Raw genomic sequence first — 18527 nt, forward strand, 5'->3', positions numbered from 1 at the left:
AGACTTCCGCCGCCCTCAGACAGGCATCTGCCGCGGGTCGCCGCCAAAATCCACCGCACAAGCCTGAATATGTAGCCAGAGGCGGGTTGCTACGGGCCCATGCGGGCGATCGCGGCGACGCGCGGCGACGAGGTCGATATCGACACCGGGAAAATGCTCGCCGGCGATCGAAAGGAGACGCCCGCTTCGCAACTCGTCCTCGATCATGAAGCGCGGCAGATGCCCCCAGGCCATGCCGCGCAGGATGATCTCCTTCTTCATCAGATGATCGCCCACCGTGCATTGCGGCGCGCCCTCGACGACATAATAATTCGCCCTTTGAGCCGCACGAGCAGTGTCGCGGATGATGCATTGGGTGAACCCTCGCATCTGTTCCGGAGTGACCGAAGCCGAAAGCGAAAACGGCATAAAACCCGGAGCAACCACCGGTATGAATGACACTGTGCCAAGGTCGATCCATTCCAGCCGTGGATCGGTCTTTTCGACCCAGTGCAGGATGAGGTCCGCCTCGTCTTCGAAAAGCCGCTCCCAGGGCCCGCTGATGGTTTCGAAATGAAGATCGAGCCTGGTGTTCGGGCGATCTGTGAAAAAGCCGCTCAGCAGTTCCAGTCCGTCATGCAATGGACAGGTGTCGCCGATGACGACACGCAGATGCGTCTCCTCGCCCATAGCCAGCTGCCGTGCATGCAGCTTCAGCGTTTCCATCTCGGAAAGCAGCGACTGCGCCTTGCGATGAAATGAGCGGCCTGCATCGGTGAGTACCACCCGATAACCAGTACGATCGAGCAGAGCGACCTGAAGATTGTCCTCCAGCTTGGCGACGGCGGCAAACACCGCGGCATGGGAGCGGTTCAACACCAACGCGGCTCCCTGGAATCCACCTTCGCGGACCACAGCGTCGAAGCATTGGACTTCCTGGAGCGTGAATGAATTCATTGTAAGTTTTTCTTATAAAGAAATCTAAATCTTTTCAATATTTATCGAAACAAGTTCGCACTACCTTCGCATCATTCCCGATTGAGGCCGGCAACGATGCCGCCCGATACACAGAAAGGTGCCGTCATGAACTCCGCTCTCCGAGCCAATCTGAACCAGGAAGAACCGACCAGCCTTTCGTTCTTCACGACCGGCGACGGTGTGAGGATCGCCCACAGGATCGATGGCACTGCCGACCTTCCAGCTCTCATCCTTGCCAACTCCATCGCCACAACCCTGCACATGTGGGACGGCCAGATCGCCGAACTGTCACAGCACTTCCAGGTCATCCGCTACGACTATCGCGGCCACGGCGGCTCCGAGGTGCCCGCCGGAGCCTATTCGGATGGCCGGCTTGGCCGCGATGTACTGGAATTGATGGACCATCTCGGCATCGAGCACGCCCATTTCATGGGACTGTCCCTCGGCGGCTTCGTTGGCCAGTGGCTGGCCATCCACGCCCCGGAGCGCATCGACCGGCTGGTGCTTGCCAACACCGCTTCCCATATCGGGCCGGCTGACCATTTCGACACTGCCATCCGCAAGGTTCTCGCGGCGGTGGACATGAAGGAGACCGCCGAAGGCTTCCTTCACAACTGGTTCCCCGCGGCGATGATCGAGGACAACGGCCCGGCCATCCGGAAATTCCGCCAGGACCTGCTGGAGACGCCTCGCCAGGGACTGGCAGGGCTTTTTGCCGCGGTACGCGATGCCGATCTGCGCCGTACCATTGCCTTGATCCAAAGCCCCACTCTGGTCATCGGTGGCCAGTTTGACACCGTGACCTCCTATGTCATGAGCGAAGCCATTGCAGCCGGCATTCCCGGCGCGCGGCTGAAGGGCTTTCCCGCAGTGCACCTGACCAATGTCGAATTTCCGAAGGAATTCGTCGAAGAAGTGCTGGCGTTCCTGAAGTCGGATCAGGCGTGACCACTTCGTTCAGCGACACGGCGCGGCGATCCAGCCGCGTCCAAGCTCATCGGGCGCCTGCAACCTGACCCCTGGTCTCCAGGTAACGAAGCCTGGTCCTTATCACATCCAGGAACAGCTCGACCTTCCGGGACCGGTGACGCTTCTGCGGGAACACCGCATAAATCCCGCCTGTCGGCAGCGCCCAGTCGGGCAGGACGTGGATGAGGCGCCCGAGAGCGACATCCTCGGCTACCTGGTAATCCGGAAGCACCGCGAGCCCGCCACCGGCCATGACGGCTGTGCGGACCGCACTTGTCGTCGATATCGAAAGACGGTGGTCGAACCGCACCTGCTGAACCTTCTGATCGGGGCTGGTGAAAGACCAGTTCTCGGGCCTCTCCAGGATAGACAGCTCGATGAAGGGCCAGTCCGCCAGATGCTGGGGGCGCTGCACGCGGGCAAGGCGATCCGACCATGACGGCGGCGCCACAAGCCATTGCGCAAAGGAACCGAGCAACGCTGCCGTATGGCTGCTGTCGCGAGGCCAGCCCAGACGGATGGCAACGTCTATTCCCTCTCCCACCAGATCGACGATCTGATCCGACGCGATCAGGTCGACCTTCAGGCTGGGAAACTGGTTGATCAGCGAGACGAGGACCGGGGTCACCACGGTTGCACCGAAATCCACCGAAGTGGTCACGCGCAACAGCCCGCGAATGTCGAGGTTCTCCCGGTCCAGAGCCGTAACGGCTTCATCGACCTGGCGCAGGATTGCCGTGCACGCCTCGAAGAACTGCCGGCCGGCAACCGTCAGGCCGAAGTGGCGTGGATTGCGCAGCAGAAGTGCCGCCCCGACCTCGGCTTCGAGCCGTGACAGGTGTGTGCTGATGACGGACTTGGCCAGCCCGGTTCGCCGCGCCGCCTCCGACAGCGATCCTGCCTCGACCACAGAAACGAAGATCGAGAGGCGGTTGAGATTGATGTTGCGGACGTTGGTCATCGTTCGCTTTGGTAGAACACTAAGTGCGAAGCGTCACGACTTTTATCGCTTTGACAGCAACCATATTGTTCGACGCCATCACGATCGGAGCAGCCATGCAGAACACCACCCCGAATGCCGTCCTTCAGGCCTATGTCGATGGCTCCGGAGAGCTCGATCGCGCCAAGCTGGCGGGCTGTTTCCATCCCAACGCGATCATGACGGGTTATCTGCTCGGCAATGCCGTGATCGGCACACCCGAACTCTATCTCGACGACATTGAGAGAATGGCATCGCAGGGCGTTTCGAACGAAGGTTATCAGGCCCGTATCGAGGGCCTGACCATTCAGGGTTCCGTTGCCACCGCCACCGTCGTGATGTCAGGCCTTGCCGGGCTCAACTTCAACGACTTCATGCATCTCGTCGAAGAAGACGGCCGCTGGAGCATCATCAGCAAGCTCTTCACCACCCTCTGAACCTGCTCGAGCGCGGCAACCGCGCCGATCGCTGTCTCTTTCAAAAAGCCCGGGAACCAGACATGAACATCAAGACCGATCCCACTATCGACTGGGCCGCACGGGACGCCCGCGTCGTCCATCATCCGCATGGCGATGCAACCGACCCAGAGCGTTTCGTGCTGGTACGAGGCAAGGGATCGACGCTGTGGGACGTGGACGGGCGCGAGTACATCGACGCTCATGCCGGCGCCTGGCTGACCCAGGTCGGCCATGGTCGTGAGGAACTGGCAAGGATCGCCGCTGAGCAGATGTCGACGCTCGCCCATTTCACGATCATGGGCGACTACGCCAACATCCCGACAATCGAATTCTGCGAAAGGCTGATCGCACGCGCTCCGAAAAACATGGCCAAGGTTCGCCTGATGAGCAGCGGCTCGGAAGCGGATGACGAAGCGCTGCAGCTCGTGCGGCTCTATCACCACAAGCGCGGCCAGCCAAAACGCAGCAAGATCCTGGTACTGCGTGGCTCGTTCCATGGCCGGACCTATGGCGGCGCGGAACTTGCCGGCGGACGCCCGGGCATCGGTGACGTGCCGAACAACGCGATCATGCTGACACCACCCTTGTCCTATCACACCGAGCTTTTCGGTGGCGAGGACGCGACGGACTTCTGCGTGCGCGAACTACAACAGACGATCGCGCGTGTCGGCGCGGACAACATCGCCGCCATGTTCGGCGAGCTGGTGATGGGACCGGCCGGAATGATCCCGGTTCCCGACGACTACTGGCCGCGCATGGTCGCGGTGCTCAAGTCGCACGGCATCCTTTTCGTTGCCGATGAGGTCGTGACCGCCTTTGGTCGCGCCGGCGCCTGGTACACGGCGCTCGACTACAATCTCACGCCCGACATCATCGTTCTGGCCAAGGGCATTGCGAGCGGCTACGTGCCGCTGGGCGCGCTTCTCCTCGACGGCAATCTCGCCGATGTTCTCGACGGTGCCGGCGGCGGCGGCTCTTATGCCGGGCACCTGATGGCCTCGGCCATCGGGTCGGCCAATATCGACATCATCGAGCGGGAAAACCTGCTCGAAGCGTCCCGGCTGCGCGGCAAGCAGTTCCTCGACGAACTCGGCGAGCTGATCAACCTGCCAATCGTCGGCGACGTGCGCGGCCGCGGCCTGATGATCGGTGTCGAGCTGGTGTCCGACAAGGCGACACGTCAGTCGCTGTTCGACACGTTTCCCAGGCTGAAGAAAGAGATACCGCTCTTCACGCGCAGGAAGCATGGCGTCATCACGGCTATCCATGGCGGCGCCGTGGCTTTGACCCCACCACTGGTCATCACGCCACAGGAAGTCAGCAAGGTTGCCGATGCGGTGGGGGACGTCCTGGCGCGGGTCAACATCCACACAGGACAGATCGACTAACCCTCGAAACAGAAGAAGCCGGCGGCACTCCTCCGGAGCCCGGCGGCTTCTTCGCTCCGATCTAGCCGACCGCCAGTGCGGTGACCTCGCGCCGGAATGGCAGCGCATCGCCGATATCCGGCTCATCCAGTTCGCGGGCGAAGCGGTGACCAGCATAGGTTGCCCAGGCGATAGGCCCAGGTGCTTCGGCATCGCCAAACACCTTGATCGAACGGATGCCGTTGTCCGCCCATTCGGCTCGACGCTCCTTCAGTTCGTTCCACAGGCCGTCATTCTGCAGGCGCGACGTCACCAGCACCACCGCGTCGGCAGCGAAGTCGCGCTCGGCTCCGGTATAGGCGCATGCCGTGGCGACGCCGCCGGCCATCACCCGCGTCACCACGCGATTGAGAACGATCTCGACACCCAACTCAGCCAGGCGCCTGTGGATAGCGCCCTGCTCCAGCGTGTTGCGGGTCCAGTCGGACACGTAGGCCGATGGTGTGACCAGCGTGACCTTTGCGCCTTGCTTCGCCATCAGCTCCGCCAACACGCCACCCATGTAGTAGTGGTCGTCGTCGAACAGCACGACGTTGCCGCCCGGTACCTTGCCATCCATCAGATCGTCCGGGGTGTGGATCGGCATGGCCGGGTCCATCGGCATCGGCACGACATGGGCTCGCGCCACGCCGTCGCGCCGCCAGGCCGCGCCGGTGGCGATGGCGACATTCTCGAAGCCGAAGGCAAGAATGTCATCGGCGGAGAGCCGGCTGTCGAAATAGACATCGACATTCGGCATCTGGCCAAGCTGGTACTGGCGATAATCGCGCACGCGCCCCCAGGCCGAGAGGCCCGGCAAGCGGCATTCGCGCGCAACGCGGCCGCCAAGCTCCGTACCCGCTTCGGCAAGGGCCACCTGATAGCCGCGCGCACCGAGCGCGCGGGCCGCCTCCAGCCCGGCGGGGCCAGCGCCGACGATCAGCACCGTTTCGCTGGCGCCTTTCGCCTGCATGCGCTCCGGATGCCATCCCTTGCGCCATTCCTCCATGAAGGTGGGGTTCTGCGTGCAACGCGAGATCGACATGGTCATGTCGCCGGTGATGCAGATGTTGCAGCCTATGCATTCGCGGATGTCTTCGATGCGGCCCTCCTCCACCTTCTTCGGCAGGAAGGGATCGGCGATCGACGGCCGGGCACAGCCGATGAAGTCGAGCGTGCCGGACTTGATCATCTTCACCATCACATCCGGCGAGGTGAAGCGCCCCACCCCGACGACCGGCCGGGAGGTGAGCTTCCTGATGCCGGCCACCAGGCTTTCCTGCGCGGCTTCCTCCTTGAAGCGCGATGGGCCGGAACAATCCTCCCAGGCGCCGTGGGCCAGGTCCCAGAGATCGGGCAGGTCGGCATGCATCTCGATCATGTCGCGGACTTCGGAATTGGCGAAGCCGAGCTCGCCGATCATCTCGTCCAGCGAAAGGCGCAGCGTCAGCCCGCAGGTGTCGCCGATGGCATCGCGCCCTTCCTCGATCAGCTCGCGCATAAGCCGCGATCGGTTCTCCAGCGAGCCGCCATATTCGTCGGTGCGCTGGTTGGTGGCGGTGGAGAGGAAATGCTGGATGATGCCGAAACCATGGGCGCCATAGAGGCAGACAAGATCGAAGCCGGCCAGCTTGGCGCGCTTGAAGGCATTGCGGTGCCAGCGGCGCAGGTCGCGTATGTCCTGCTTGTCCATGGCTCGCGCCTGCACCGGATCGTTGGTGAAGGTGCGGATCGGCAAGGCCGTCGGCCCGCGCGGTACCTCACGCGTGTAGAGGTTCGGCCCGTTGATGCCGGAATAAGCGAGCTGGATACCTGCCAGCGCGCCATGCGAGCGCATCGCGGCGGCCATTTTCGCCAGTGCCGGAATATCCTGGTCTTCCCACAGCCTCAGCTCGATGAAAGGCGTGATTTCCGAGGTGTGGTGCATCTCGGTCTGTTCGGTGAAGATGACGCCCCAGCCGCCTTCCGATTTCGTGCGCCGCATCTCGGCCGCCGCTGAAGGATCGCGATAACCACCGCCGTTGCAATGCGGAACCTGGTAGAAACGGTTCCTGGCGGTGACCGGGCCGATCTTCATCGGTTCGAACAGAATGTCGTAGCGGGGATCGCGCATGAACTCTCCTCCGGTGGCTGGCATCGGGCGCTGGCAATGTTGCCGCCTATTCATAGGAGGACGGCGGCGACACAAAACTAGAGTTTTCTTCCGTGCCGCTTAGGAGCCGCCTAATGGACGGAGCCTGCACAGAACGGCAAAGCCGATGCAGGACAAAAGCAAATGCGAATTCAATGATCCGGCATGCGGATGCTAGAAAGCCGCTATGAATGAGGCGTGCGGATGAACAGCATCGAAATCCTGGACCGGCTGATCGCCTTCCCGACGGTGAGCCGCGATTCCAACCTGGCGCTGATCCGTTACGTCGCCGATCTGCTGGAAGCAAAAGGCATCCCGTGCCAGCTCATCCATAACCACGACGGGCACAAGGTCAATCTTTTCGCAACGATCGGTCCGACCGACCAGCCCGGCGTCATGCTGTCAGGGCATACCGACGTCGTGCCTGTCGATGGACAGGACTGGACCCTGCCGCCTTTCGAGATGTCGAGGCTTGACGGCAAGCTGTTTGGACGCGGTGCCGCAGACATGAAAGGCTTCGTCGCCTGCGCGGTCGCCGCGGCGCTGAAGGCAGCGGAACGCCCCTTGCGCACGCCGCTGCATCTGGCCTTGTCCTATGACGAGGAGATCGGCTGCCTCGGCGTCCGCAGCCTGGTGGAGATGCTGGGCACGGCTCCCCGCAAGCCATTGATGTGCATCGTCGGTGAACCGACATCGATGCAGGTCGCCACCGGCCACAAGGGCAAGGTTGCCGCACGCGCGCTCTGCAGGGGGCGCGAAGGCCATTCGGCACTTGCACCACTGGCGCTCAACGCCATTCACCTCGGCTGCGACTTCATTGGCGCACTGCGCAGCGAACAGGACCGTTTGGCGCGGGATGGCGCCCGTGACGGCGACTACGACATCCCCTACACCACCGTCCATGCCGGCAAGATCAACGGCGGCGTGGCGCTGAACATCGTGCCGAACCTGTGCCAGGTCGACTTCGAGATCCGCAACGTCGCCGCCGACAATCCGGATATCATCCTCGATCGCCTGCGCGGCGAGGCTGCCCGCATCGCCGCCGCGGCCGCCGATATCGCACCGGAAGCGGCCATCGACATCGAAATCACCAACACCTATCCGGGTCTCGATACACCGGCCAATTCAGAAGTCGTGGCCTTCGTGAAATCGCTGACCGGCGCCAACGGCACCATCAAGGTGGCCTTCGGCACGGAAGGCGGCCTGTTCAGCCGCGATGTCGGCACGCCCACGGTGGTCTGCGGCCCAGGCTCGATGGCACAGGGGCACAAACCTGACGAGTTCGTCACGGTCGAGCAGATGCATCGCTGCGACGACATGCTGGAGAAGCTTCTGGGCCGACTGGTCGAGGGCGTGTCAACGAGCCGATAAATCGATCTATCCCACGACCCGCTCGGTTCCGAACACGCCCTGCTCGACCACGAAGCGGCGGCAATGCAGGATGAACGCCTGCACGGTCTGCGTGCGATGCTCGGCATTGGGCATGGCGATGCCCATGGTCAGCGGGCGGATATCGCCCCCCAGCGGCACGAATACCAGCGGCTTGCCGTCGGGAGACAATGTGTTGAGCGGCCGCATGTTGGCGATGCCATAACCGAAACCGTTGGCCACCATAGAGCGCATGACGGCGATGTCGCCGGTGCGCTCGGCGATATAGGGCCGAAGTCCTTTTTGCTGGAAAACGGACAGGAAATATTCGCGGCTGAACGGCAGGTCGAGCAGCACCATCGGCTGGTCGACCAGTTCTTCCGGCGATATCAAGTCCCGGGAAGCCAGCGCGTGTCCCGGTGGCAGCATGACATAGGCCGGCAATTGCATCACCGGTTCGAAAGCGACGTCCTGCGACAATTCGAGATCGTAGGTGAGCGCGGCATCGATCTCTCCCCGCTGCAGCATCTCCAGCAACTGGCCCTGGTTACGCTCGAACTGCCGGACGCGCACGTCGGGATAACTCTCCTCGAACCTTCGACGGAGCGCCGGCAGGATGATCTGCGCGAAGGTCAGCAGGCAACCGATCGCAAGCGGCCCGCGCACCTTTTCGGCGATATCGCCCGCCACATCGTGCAAGGCATCCGCATCGGCGAGGAGACGCGCCGCTTCCTTCAGGAACACACGGCCGCCAGCAGTGAGAGACAGGCCGTGGGAGTGCTTGCGGACAAAAAGCTGGACACCGAATTCCGTTTCCAGCTGGGCAATGGAAGCCGAAATCGACGGCGGTGAAACGTTCACCTGTTCGGCCGCCTTGGCGATGGACCCCGCCTCGCCCACGGCAACGAAATATTCCAGCTGTCTGAGCGTAAAACGAAGTGGCATGCCGGCTATGTTGCCAGTTTCGGTGCGCTGATCAAGGCGTTCGCGCTTTTCAATATTTGATCCACGTCGTCTTCAGCGCCGTGTATTTGTCCAGCGCATGCAACGACAGGTCGCGGCCAAAACCCGACTGCTTGAAACCGCCGAACGGCGTCATCGGGCTCAGCGCATCGACGGTGTTGACCGAAACCGTGCCGGCATGGAGACGCTCGGATATACGATGCGCACGCGAGAGGCTGTCGGTCCACAGCGAGGCGGCAAGGCCATAGACGCTGTCATTGGCAATACGGATGGCGTCTTCTTCGTCATCGAAGGCGATGACCGACAGGACTGGCCCGAATATCTCCTCGCGAGCAATGGTGTCTTGTGGCGACACATCGTCGAAGATCGTCGGCTGGACGAAACTGCCACGGCCATTGACGGTGACCTGATCGCCGCCAATGACCAGCCGCGCCGTCTTCTTGCCGGCCTCGACGAACCGCATGACATTGGCCGCGTGGCGCGCATCGACCAAAGCCCCCATCTTGGAAGCCGGGTCCAGCGGGTCGCCGGGCTGGGTTGCCGCGGCGCGCGCAGCCAGCTTCTCGACCATGGCGTCCTTGACGCCGCGCTGCACCAGCAGGCGCGAATTGGCCGAGCAGACTTCGCCCTGATTGAAGAAGATGCCGAAGGCCGCCATGTCGGCCGCCGCATCGAGATTGGCGCAGTCGGCGAAGACCAGGTTCGGGCTCTTGCCGCCCGTTTCCAGCCACACCTGCTTCATGTTGGATTGGCCGGAATACTGCAGGAACATCTTGCCCACCGCCGTCGAGCCGGTGAAGGCGAGACAGTCGACGTCCATGTGCCTGCCCAGCGCCTGGCCGGCGGTCTCGCCGAGCCCCGGAACGACATTGAGCACGCCGGCCGGCAAACCGGCCTCCATGGCGAGTTCAGCCAGCCGCAACGCTGAAAACGACGACTGTTCGGCCGGCTTCAGCACGACCGAATTTCCGGCAGCCAATGCCGGCGCGCATTTCCAGGTCGCCATGTCGAGCGGGAAATTCCATGGCACCACCGCGCCGACGACGCCGAGCGGCTCGCGCCGGACCAGAACCAGATCGCCGGAGCCCGTCGGGGCAACTTCATCATAGAGCTTGTCGATCGCCTCCGCATACCACTGGAAAATGCCGGCGGAACCCGGCACGTCGATGGTAGCGGCATCGGCGACCAGTTTGCCCATGTCGAGCGATTCCAGCAGGGCTAGTTCCTGCAAATTCTCGCGCAGCAACTGTGCCAGGCGCAGCAGCACTTCCTTGCGATGAGCCGGCGACGACCGGGACCAGCTGCCCGACTGGAAGGAACGCCGGGCCGAGGCGACGGCACGGTCCACGTCTTCCTCCCCGCATGACGCCACCTCGGCCAGCGTCTCTCCCGTCGCCGGATTGATGCTTGCGAAAGTGCGGCCGGAGCGCGCGGCGACGAATTTGCCGTCGATGAAAGCCTTGTCGCGAAAGCGGATGGCGGCCGCCCTGTCGATCCAGTCCTTGTGGCTGAGTTCGCTCATGACGGCTCCTGCTTGTCTGGATCTGCTGCGCTGTTATTCGTCGCCCGGCACGCCGTAGCTCGGCGCATCCGATGGATTGATGGCGCGGGTGACATAGGCGTCGAGCTGGGGCTTGTAGATGTCCCAGAGCCTGGCCAGTTCCTCGATCGGACATTGTTCCGTCCAGTCGCAGCGCAGGTCCGCCAGCGGCCAGGCAACGTCCCGCACGAGCTTGATGCCGGCGGAGTGAACGGGACCAGCTTCGCCGCCGGCCTTCAGCGCGGCCCGCATCGTTGCGATGATGCGGTCACCGAGATGCCCTTCGGAGGCCAGGAAGGTATCGACCATCGCCTGCGGCACGCCGTCATTGGCGAGCAGATTGCCGCCGCAGGCGACGTTCTCGCCGCGCGCCTCGGCCCAGATGCCGAGGGCTTTCGGCCCTGAATGAATGGCGCTGATCCCGGCACCGTCAACCGCCAGCAGCTGCCGGTATTCCATGTAGGCACCGTTGCGCTTCAGGATCGCGACAGCCTCTGCCGCCGATGCACCGCGCGCCATCAGGTCGAGCGCCCGGGTTCCCAGCGTCGGGTCGGTGATGTTCTGGCTGGCGACCGCACCGACACCTGCCTGCGCATAGGCGCAGCGTGCCGCAACCGCCGGCGAGGACGACGAGACGGCGACGCCGAACATGCCCGTGCTGCTGCAGCGCGCGACGATGGAGAAGGTCATGACCTGCCCCTCAGTCCGGAATGACGGCAGTGCCGTCGATCTCGACCAGCCATTCGGGGCGGGCAAGTGCGGTCACCACCAGTCCGGTCGAAACCGGATGCACACCCTTGATGTATTCGCCCATGGTCCTGTAGACCGCTTCGCGGTGGCGGACATCGGTGATGTAGACCACCACCTTCACCAGATGTTCCATCTTGCCACCGCACTCCTCGATGAGCTGCCGGATGTTCTGCATAACCTTGTGGGTCTGCTCGACCGGATCGTGGCTGTCGAGGTTCTTGGCGGTGTCCAGGTCCTGCGGACACTGCCCGCGCAGGAAGATCATGGTGCCGCGCGCCACCACCGCCTGGCAGAGATCATTGTCGAGCTTCTGCTCGGGATAGGTGTCCTTGGTGTTGAATTTGCGAACCCGGGTATGCGCCATGCTGGTCTCCATCAGATCGGACTGAAGGCTCGCGTCGTGCGACGGCCGGCCCATGCCCGGAATTATCGTTCGGATTTTCGTCAGGCGCGCTGAGCGCCGAAAGAACAGTCTTTCTCATTGCTGATAAGGCCCCGCCTAATCAGCGATGAACGACGGACCACCAAGCGGTCGGACCGCCTAGGCGTCCACGGTCTGGCGCTGGGCGGCAGCGTGATAGGCCAGGTATTTCCGCCGCGTGGAAATGCGATCGGCAAGATGCTTGGCATCGTGCCAGACCCCCCAGATGAAGCTGGAGCCCCTGCGCGACTGCCAGGGCAAGCCGAGGAAATAGATATCGGGTTCGCTCGACACGCCGCGCTGATGCTTCGGCCTGCCCTTCTCGTCGAAGGCATCCACTTTCAGCCAGTTGTAGTCGACGGAATAGCCGGTGGCCCAGATGATCGAGGTTATGCCCGCGTCTGCCAGGTTCAGTTGCAGAATGGGATCGGTCATGCAGGCCGGATCGGGATCGAGCCTGCGCGCCTCGGGCTCGTCCGGAAGGTCGAGACCGTTGGCGAGAGCGTAGGCGTCGGCCTCATCCATCAGTGCGTGATGGTTGGCGTCGCCGCGCGCGACGTTTTCGACAAGGTCCGGCGCGAAACGCATGACGCCGTTCGCATAGCTTTCGGTGCGGCCGACCAGCGTCATTCCGCGTGCTGCCAGGCGACGGAAATCGATCGTCTCGCCGCCACGGGCACCGCTCACCGCGATGGTGACATGCTCGGCTCCCGGCCCGGGGGTTTCGGCATCCCATTTGTTCAGGACCCCCAGCCACCAGCAGAAGTCATAGCCGCGGTAACTGCGGAATGGGCGGTCATGCGGCCCGACCGAAAGATAGACCTGCTTTCCCGTGCGTGCGAGTTCGTCGGCAATCTGCACACCGGAAGATCCGGCTCCGACCACCAGCACGGCGCCTTCGGGCAGTTGTTGTGGATTGTGGTAGCTGTTGGAATGTATCTGCATGAGACCGGCACTGTCCGGCACGATCTTCGGAATGATCGGATGCTGGAAAGCCCCGGTGGCGGCCACAACGCTGTTGGCCTCGATCACGCCAGCCGAGGTTTCGACACGAAAACCCGGGCGCCCGACAAGCCGACGCACGTCCTTGACCTCGACGCCGCAGCGGATCGGCGCGCCGATCATCTTGGCATAGGCGACGAAGTAGTCCGCGACCTGCTCCTTGCCGACAAAGCCGTCCGGATGGATGCCGGGGAACTCCATGCCCGGAAAACGGTCATGCCAGGCCGGTCCGTTGGCAACCAGCGAATCCCAGCGTTCGGAACGCCAGCGTTCGGCGATACGGTGCCGCTCGAGAACGAGGTGAGGCACGCCGCACTTGCCCAGGTTTTCGCTCATGGCCACCCCGGCCTGGCCAGCACCAACGACAAGCGTGTCTATTTTTTCGACCGACATTTCAGCGCCCTTCTCTGGGCCTCCGGGATTCCTGCAAGCGCAGCGGAGGTCTGACTGCCGGTTTACTGGAGGGGTCGGATCACGAAAATTACGATTTCACGTGGCAGTGGTTAGCCTGTCCCTAAATACCCGGCCGAAGCGAACGGCTTCAGCCGGGAAACCGGGCAAATCACGAAATCACAGCGTAAAAATCAGAGATAGAGGCTCTTCGCCGCCTTGGACGACAGCAGCTCACGGGCCGGGCCTTCCTGCGCGACGCGGCCCTTGACCAGCACATAGCCGCGATCGGCGATGCCAAGACCCATCTCGGCATTCTGCTCGATAAGCAGGATCGTGGTGCCGCGCCGGTGCACTTCGCTGGTGATCTCGAAATACTCATCGATCAGCTTCGGTGACAGCCCGAGCGACGGCTCGTCCATGATGACCAGCTTCGGTTCGCCGATAAGAGCGCGGGCGAGTGCGACCATGGCCTGCTCGCCGCCCGACAAGGTGCCGGCCGCCTGGCGCAGCCTCTCGCGGATGCGCGGAAACAGGTCGCACATCTTGTCGAGCTGCGGCTGGAAATTCGGCCCGCGGCCGGAAACGGCGTCATAACCGAGGCGCAGATTCTCCTGCACGGTCAGGCTCGGGAAGAGCCGCCGCCCTTCCGGCACCAGCCCGACACCAAGCGCGGCCAGGTTCTCGGTACCGAGCGAGGCCATGTCTCGGCCCATGACGTCGACCTTGCCGCGCAGCGCGCGCACGACGCCGCAAACGGTCATAAAAGTGGTTGTCTTGCCGGCGCCGTTCGGTCCCAGCAGACAGACCAGTTCGCCGGGCTGCACCTTGATGCTCAGGCCGCGCAGCATCGGCACCGGGCCGTAGGCGGTATCGACATCGTTCAACTCAAGCATGGGCGGCGGCCTTTCCAAGATAGGCTTCCTGCACACGCGGATCGGACTTCACTGTCGCGAAATCGCCCTGTGCGATCTTGCTGCCATAGTCGACGCACATGACATGATCGGGGAACGCTTCGACCACGCGCATGTCGTGCTCGATCAGGATCACCGAAAGCTCGGTGCGTTCTGTCCGCAGGCGGCGGATATCGGCAATCAGCGCGTCGGTCTCGACCTCGTCCATGCCGACGGAAGGCTCGTCGAGCAGCAGCAGCTTCGGCTCGGAGGCAAGCGCGCGGGCGATTTCGAGCCTGCGCCGGTCGGCCTGCGCCAGGGTGCCGGCAGGCCGATGGCGCTGTTCGAAAAGGTCGCCGGAACTGGCCTTCAGCAGAAGTTCGGCCTTTTCGACGCATGCCGCCATTTCGCGTCGCGATGCACCGGGCAGGAACAGCGCGCCCAGCACTCCGGTCCTGGTGCGCGTGTGCATGCCGATGATGACGTTGTCGAGCACGCTGAGATCCGAAAACAGCCGCGACGTCTGGAAGGTGCGGCCGATGCCACGCGCCACCACCTCATGCGATGGATGGCCGGTGATGTCGGCACCATCGAAGCGCACTTGTCCCGACGTCGGCCGGTAGACGCCGGTGACGACGTTGAACAGCGTGGACTTGCCCGCGCCGTTCGGTCCGATGACGGCCAGCACCTCGCCGCGGCCGATCGAGAAGCTGACCGCATTCAGCGCCACCAGACCGCCAAAGCGCATCGTCGCGTCATTGACTTCCAGCAACGCGCTCATCGGCTCTCTCCATAGCTGCGGATGCGCTGCGGGAAGAGCCCCTGCGGACGGATCATCAGGAAGGCGATGATGACGATGCCGAAGAAGAGCAGCCTGTAGTCGGAGAAGGCGCGAAGTTTCTCAGGCAGGATGGTGAGCAGGAAAGCGCCGACGATGACACCGAAGATGTTGTCCATGCCGCCGACGATCACCATCGTCATGATCGTGACGGACACCAGGAAGGTGAAGTTGTCGGGCGAAATGTAGGAGACGTAGAAGGCGTAGATGGTGCCGGCGAAAGCCGCCAGGAACGCGTCGACCGCGAAAGCCAGCACCTTGAACCAGGCGACATTGATGCCCTGCGCGCGCGCCGCGATCTCGTCGGCGCGCAGCGCATTCCAGGCCAGGCCGATGCGGGAGGAATGCAGGCGGTGCGCTGTGATGATCGCCACCACCACCAGCAAGGCGGAGAGATAGTAGAAATTGGCCTGGCTCGGCAGCTTCCAGCCGAACACGACCAGCGGGCTGGCGAAGGAATGACCGAACAGCGACGGCGCCGGAATACCGACCAGTCCGTTCGGACCGCCGGTCCAGTTGAAGTTGTTCAGAAGCTGCTGCACGACCACGCCGAAGGCGATGGTGACCAGCGCGAGATAGGTGTCGCGTGTGCGCATCGACGGAATGCCGATGAGGAAGCCGAACAGCGTGGCGGCAATCGCGGCGGCAGGCAGGGTCAGCCAGAAGCTCAGCCCAAAGTTGATAGCCAGCAGAGCCGAGACATAAGCGCCGATGCCGTAAGAGGCACCCGTCGCGAAGTTCGGGATGTTGGCACTGCCCAGCTGGAAGTTGAGCGCCAGCGCCAGAACCGCATAAAGCTGCGCGACGATGAGCAGATGCAGCACATAGGTGTTGTTGCCGACAGCAAACGGAAACAAGAGCACAACAGCGACAGCAGTCGCCAGCGCCACGATCGGCACGCGCGAGAAACTTGCCGTGACGACATCGGTGATCTGCGGCCGTTTCTCGATCAGGTAGAAACCTGCCCCCAGCAGCGCCAGAAGGCCGATCACCTGCCAGCCACCTTCCGCTTTCAGGATGAGATAGAGGAAGGCGGCACCCAGGACCTGGATGCCAACGGCCACGGCGGCTGCGCGACCAAAGCCGAGCGTTTCGGAAGACATGCGCGCGCCCATGCTACACCTTCACCATGACAGGGCGGCCGAGCAGTCCTTCCGGGCGGAAAAGCAGAACGCCAATGACCAGCAGGAAGACGAAGACGAGCCGGTAGGAAGCTCCGTCCGGCACGAAGGTCTGTGCCAGCACCTCGATGCCGGCGATGATCAGACCGCCAAGGATGGCACCGGGCATCGAACCGAGACCACCAATGACCGCGGCGGAAAAGCCGAGCAGGCCGGCCATGACACCGAAGTCGAAACGCGTCACGCCGGCATAGCTGGCGAAGAGCAGCCCGGCGATCGCACCGATCGCCGAGGCAACGAAGAACGTCGCCCGGAAGACACGCGTGTCGCGAATGCCCATCATGCGCGCCACGATGCGGTCTTCGGACGCCGCCCGGATGCGCAGGCCCAGCGGCGTCAGGCGCAGGAAGGCAAAAAGCAGCACAACCAGCGCAAGCGTCAACGCCACCACAAGCAGCGTGAACCAGCCGACCTGGACGCCGGCAATCTCAAATGAAACGCCGGAAACGAGACGCGGAAATGCATGCGGGTTGGAGCCTTGCGGATAAAGATGACGGATCAGTTCGCGAATGACGATGCCGAGCGCAACGGTGGCCACCAGCGCCATCATCGCCGGGGCGTCCCTGAAGCGGCGGATCACCACCTTGTCCAAAATGATGCCGATGAGACCGACAGCGAACACGGCGATACACGCAGCAACGATCAGCCAGACCGGACCGGATACGCCGATCGCGATCGCCAGGGCCTGCGCAGCGGCCAGTGTGATGAACGGCGACGTCATCGCGACGTCGCCATGCGAGAAATGGATGACGTTGAGAACGCCGAAGATCAGGCTGAAGCCGATAGCCAGCAATGCATAGATGCACCCGAGCGTTATCCAGTTCACCAGTTGCTGGACCAGCAGCTCCGCCATATCGCTCCTCTCCAGAGCGGTTCCGTTTTCTAACGGACACGCTCTAACCCCTTGTTTTTATGAAATTCCGGACGGAGAACCGTTACACACTTTTCCTGGAATTGTTCTATTGGAGGCCGAACGATTAGCAGTGCCTCCCCTGTGAGCACATAATGAATCTCCGATGTAGCGGATAGCAATTTCCGAATTTCGCGGGCCGGCAGCGGCGCAATATAGTTGCGTCCAGATGGTGGTCCACGGACCAAAGGAACGCGGCCATCGCGTCAGAAAACGATAAACAGAGGTGGAACCATGCTTAACAGGCGCCGCGCGTTCGCGCGCATATCTTCTTTGCTGGCCGGATCCGTATTCGCGCTCTCCCTCGGGATGGCCGAAGCCAGCGCCGACCAGATCAAGCTCGGCTTCATCGGCCCTCTCTCCGGCGGCAACGCCCAGCAGGGTCTCGGCGCCCGCAACGGCTTCCTGCAGGCCATCGACGAGGCCAATGCCAGTGGCTACCCGCATCAGGTCGAAGGCGTCGTGCTGGACGACGCTTCCGACCCGGCCGTCGGCGTTTCCGCCGCCCAGAAGCTGATCAACGATCCGGCAGTCGTCGGCGCCACCGGCCACTGGAACAGCTCGGTCGCGCTGGCCACCATCCCGGTCTTCAACCGGGCGCAGATGCCGTTCATCGTCTGGGGCGCGGTCAGCCCGAAGATCACCGAGCAGAACCTGCCCAACGTCACGCGCGTCACCCCGACCCTCGTCAATGAAGACAGACCGCTTGCCGAGGCCATCGCCAAGGAAGGCAAGGTCAAGAAGATCGCCATCATCTCCGACACAACAGACTACGGTGCGGCCAACACCAAATGGTTCGGCGACTTCTTCAAGGCTGCCGGTGGAGAGATCGTGTTCTCCGATGCGGCGGCCGTCGGAACGACCGACTTCCGCGCCATGCTGACGACGGCGAAGGCTGCGGCTCCGGATGCGATCTATTTCGGCGGCGTGGTGACCGAGGCGGCGCTCGTGCGCAGCCAGATGGCCGACCTCGGCATGGGTTCGCTGCCTATGTACGGCATTTCCGGCATCTATGATCCGAAGTTCATCGAGATCGCTGGTGCGGCAGCCGAAGGCACGATCGTCGGCACGCCCGCCGTGCAGACCAATCCGAAGCTGGAGGCCTTCTACAAGGCCTATGAAGCCAAGGGTTACTCCGATCCGGCCGGCTCCTATGCGAAATACGCCTATGAAGCCACCCAGATCCTGCTCGAGGTCATCAAGGAGAAGGGCATCGAGGATAAGGAGGCGCTGAGCCAAGCCATTCGCGCGATCAAGCACGAAGGCATCCTGGGAACGGTCTCGTTCGACCAGGATGGCCAGACGCAGATGCCTGTCGAGATCGACCGCTTCATGGTTCACGACGGCAAGTGGGTCAAGATGTGATCGCCC

The 18527-nt window shown here is 62.9% G+C and carries 17 protein-coding genes; 5 read left to right on the forward strand and 12 right to left on the reverse strand.

Annotated elements, in window-relative coordinates; translation table 11 throughout:
• Positions 1–15: 15 nt before the first annotated feature.
• Positions 16–936, reverse strand: coding sequence for a LysR family transcriptional regulator (locus ACFWYE_RS17360; protein WP_379113049.1), 921 nt, complete (start codon positions 934–936; stop codon positions 16–18).
• 126 nt (positions 937–1062) lie between these two features.
• Between ACFWYE_RS17360 and ACFWYE_RS17365 the strand changes: the two genes are divergently transcribed.
• Positions 1063–1905 carry an alpha/beta fold hydrolase gene (locus ACFWYE_RS17365; RefSeq protein ID WP_379113051.1) on the forward strand — a complete coding sequence of 281 codons (843 nt, stop codon included), beginning with the start codon at positions 1063–1065 and terminating at the stop codon, positions 1903–1905.
• A 46-nt stretch (positions 1906–1951) separates the two neighbouring features.
• On the opposite strand, the gene ACFWYE_RS17370 is transcribed toward ACFWYE_RS17365, so the two are convergent.
• Complete coding sequence (locus tag ACFWYE_RS17370; protein ID WP_379113054.1) at positions 1952–2887, reverse strand: LysR family transcriptional regulator; 936 nt, start codon at positions 2885–2887, stop codon at positions 1952–1954.
• 95 nt (positions 2888–2982) lie between these two features.
• Between ACFWYE_RS17370 and ACFWYE_RS17375 the strand changes: the two genes are divergently transcribed.
• Both ACFWYE_RS17375 and ACFWYE_RS17380 read left to right on the forward strand, forming a co-directional pair.
• Complete coding sequence (locus ACFWYE_RS17375) at positions 2983–3342, forward strand: nuclear transport factor 2 family protein (RefSeq protein WP_379113057.1); 360 nt, start codon at positions 2983–2985, stop codon at positions 3340–3342.
• 62 nt (positions 3343–3404) lie between these two features.
• Complete coding sequence (locus ACFWYE_RS17380) at positions 3405–4751, forward strand: aspartate aminotransferase family protein (RefSeq protein ID WP_379113059.1); 1347 nt, start codon at positions 3405–3407, stop codon at positions 4749–4751.
• Between the two features lie 61 nt (positions 4752–4812).
• Here the strand turns inward: ACFWYE_RS17380 and ACFWYE_RS17385 are convergent, their stop codons facing one another.
• On the reverse strand, positions 4813–6882 hold the full coding sequence (locus ACFWYE_RS17385; RefSeq protein ID WP_379113061.1) for an NAD(P)-binding protein: 2070 nt from the start codon (positions 6880–6882) through the stop codon (positions 4813–4815).
• Between the two features lie 222 nt (positions 6883–7104).
• Between ACFWYE_RS17385 and argE the strand changes: the two genes are divergently transcribed.
• Positions 7105–8271, forward strand: coding sequence for an acetylornithine deacetylase (gene argE / locus ACFWYE_RS17390; RefSeq protein WP_379113064.1), 1167 nt, complete (start codon positions 7105–7107; stop codon positions 8269–8271).
• A 6-nt stretch (positions 8272–8277) separates the two neighbouring features.
• On the opposite strand, the gene ACFWYE_RS17395 is transcribed toward argE, so the two are convergent.
• The 9 genes from ACFWYE_RS17395 to ACFWYE_RS17435 form a co-directional block, all read right to left on the reverse strand.
• Positions 8278–9213 (reverse strand): LysR family transcriptional regulator, encoded by a 936-nt coding sequence (locus ACFWYE_RS17395; protein WP_379113067.1) that lies wholly within the window; start codon positions 9211–9213, stop codon positions 8278–8280.
• 49 nt (positions 9214–9262) lie between these two features.
• Positions 9263–10753, reverse strand: coding sequence for an aldehyde dehydrogenase (locus ACFWYE_RS17400; RefSeq protein ID WP_379113070.1), 1491 nt, complete (start codon positions 10751–10753; stop codon positions 9263–9265).
• Positions 10754–10786: 33 nt separating this feature from the next.
• Entirely contained in the window at positions 10787–11461 is a 675-nt protein-coding gene (locus tag ACFWYE_RS17405; RefSeq protein WP_379113073.1) for a DUF1028 domain-containing protein, read from the reverse strand.
• A gap of 10 nt (positions 11462–11471) precedes the next feature.
• Positions 11472–11885, reverse strand: coding sequence for a RidA family protein (locus ACFWYE_RS17410; RefSeq protein ID WP_101935965.1), 414 nt, complete (start codon positions 11883–11885; stop codon positions 11472–11474).
• A gap of 177 nt (positions 11886–12062) precedes the next feature.
• Positions 12063–13337 carry a flavin-containing monooxygenase gene (locus ACFWYE_RS17415; protein ID WP_379113076.1) on the reverse strand — a complete coding sequence of 425 codons (1275 nt, stop codon included), beginning with the start codon at positions 13335–13337 and terminating at the stop codon, positions 12063–12065.
• Positions 13338–13528: 191 nt separating this feature from the next.
• On the reverse strand, positions 13529–14230 hold the full coding sequence (locus ACFWYE_RS17420) for an ABC transporter ATP-binding protein (RefSeq protein WP_379061935.1): 702 nt from the start codon (positions 14228–14230) through the stop codon (positions 13529–13531).
• Positions 14223–15008, reverse strand: coding sequence for an ABC transporter ATP-binding protein (locus ACFWYE_RS17425; RefSeq protein WP_379061937.1), 786 nt, complete (start codon positions 15006–15008; stop codon positions 14223–14225). Before ACFWYE_RS17425 ends, ACFWYE_RS17420 begins: the two co-directional genes overlap by 8 nt.
• Positions 15005–16180 carry a branched-chain amino acid ABC transporter permease gene (locus ACFWYE_RS17430; protein ID WP_379113079.1) on the reverse strand — a complete coding sequence of 392 codons (1176 nt, stop codon included), beginning with the start codon at positions 16178–16180 and terminating at the stop codon, positions 15005–15007. Before ACFWYE_RS17430 ends, ACFWYE_RS17425 begins: the two co-directional genes overlap by 4 nt.
• 1 nt (position 16181) lies before the next feature.
• A complete protein-coding gene (locus ACFWYE_RS17435; protein ID WP_379061941.1) occupies positions 16182–17099 on the reverse strand; it encodes a branched-chain amino acid ABC transporter permease in 918 nt (305 codons plus the stop codon).
• 291 nt (positions 17100–17390) lie between these two features.
• On the opposite strand from ACFWYE_RS17435, the gene ACFWYE_RS17440 reads away from it, so the two are divergent.
• The gene (locus ACFWYE_RS17440; RefSeq protein ID WP_379113082.1) at positions 17391–18521 is read left to right on the forward strand and encodes a branched-chain amino acid ABC transporter substrate-binding protein; all 1131 of its coding nucleotides are present in this window, start codon (positions 17391–17393) and stop codon (positions 18519–18521) included.
• Positions 18522–18527 lie beyond the last annotated feature (6 nt).

This window comes from Mesorhizobium sp. NPDC059025 (assembly GCF_042739655.1).
In the GTDB taxonomy this organism is placed as follows: domain Bacteria; phylum Pseudomonadota; class Alphaproteobacteria; order Rhizobiales; family Rhizobiaceae; genus Mesorhizobium.

What these genes read in the sequence shown, in the direction of transcription:
- ACFWYE_RS17360 (WP_379113049.1), bottom strand. Translation starts at nt 936, where the DNA reads ATGAATTCATTCACGCTCCAGGAAGTCCAATGCTTCGACGCTGTGGTC.
- ACFWYE_RS17420 (WP_379061935.1), bottom strand. Translation starts at nt 14,230, where the DNA reads ATGCTTGAGTTGAACGATGTCGATACCGCCTACGGCCCGGTGCCGATG.
- ACFWYE_RS17395 (WP_379113067.1), bottom strand. Translation starts at nt 9,213, where the DNA reads ATGCCACTTCGTTTTACGCTCAGACAGCTGGAATATTTCGTTGCCGTG.
- ACFWYE_RS17375 (WP_379113057.1), top strand. Translation starts at nt 2,983, where the DNA reads ATGCAGAACACCACCCCGAATGCCGTCCTTCAGGCCTATGTCGATGGC.
- ACFWYE_RS17415 (WP_379113076.1), bottom strand. Translation starts at nt 13,337, where the DNA reads ATGTCGGTCGAAAAAATAGACACGCTTGTCGTTGGTGCTGGCCAGGCC.
- ACFWYE_RS17380 (WP_379113059.1), top strand. Translation starts at nt 3,405, where the DNA reads ATGAACATCAAGACCGATCCCACTATCGACTGGGCCGCACGGGACGCC.
- ACFWYE_RS17370 (WP_379113054.1), bottom strand. Translation starts at nt 2,887, where the DNA reads ATGACCAACGTCCGCAACATCAATCTCAACCGCCTCTCGATCTTCGTT.
- argE (WP_379113064.1), top strand. Translation starts at nt 7,105, where the DNA reads ATGAACAGCATCGAAATCCTGGACCGGCTGATCGCCTTCCCGACGGTG.
- ACFWYE_RS17440 (WP_379113082.1), top strand. Translation starts at nt 17,391, where the DNA reads ATGCTTAACAGGCGCCGCGCGTTCGCGCGCATATCTTCTTTGCTGGCC.
- ACFWYE_RS17365 (WP_379113051.1), top strand. Translation starts at nt 1,063, where the DNA reads ATGAACTCCGCTCTCCGAGCCAATCTGAACCAGGAAGAACCGACCAGC.
- ACFWYE_RS17425 (WP_379061937.1), bottom strand. Translation starts at nt 15,008, where the DNA reads ATGAGCGCGTTGCTGGAAGTCAATGACGCGACGATGCGCTTTGGCGGT.
- ACFWYE_RS17430 (WP_379113079.1), bottom strand. Translation starts at nt 16,180, where the DNA reads ATGGGCGCGCGCATGTCTTCCGAAACGCTCGGCTTTGGTCGCGCAGCC.
- ACFWYE_RS17385 (WP_379113061.1), bottom strand. Translation starts at nt 6,882, where the DNA reads ATGCGCGATCCCCGCTACGACATTCTGTTCGAACCGATGAAGATCGGC.
- ACFWYE_RS17435 (WP_379061941.1), bottom strand. Translation starts at nt 17,099, where the DNA reads ATGGCGGAGCTGCTGGTCCAGCAACTGGTGAACTGGATAACGCTCGGG.
- ACFWYE_RS17405 (WP_379113073.1), bottom strand. Translation starts at nt 11,461, where the DNA reads ATGACCTTCTCCATCGTCGCGCGCTGCAGCAGCACGGGCATGTTCGGC.
- ACFWYE_RS17410 (WP_101935965.1), bottom strand. Translation starts at nt 11,885, where the DNA reads ATGGCGCATACCCGGGTTCGCAAATTCAACACCAAGGACACCTATCCC.
- ACFWYE_RS17400 (WP_379113070.1), bottom strand. Translation starts at nt 10,753, where the DNA reads ATGAGCGAACTCAGCCACAAGGACTGGATCGACAGGGCGGCCGCCATC.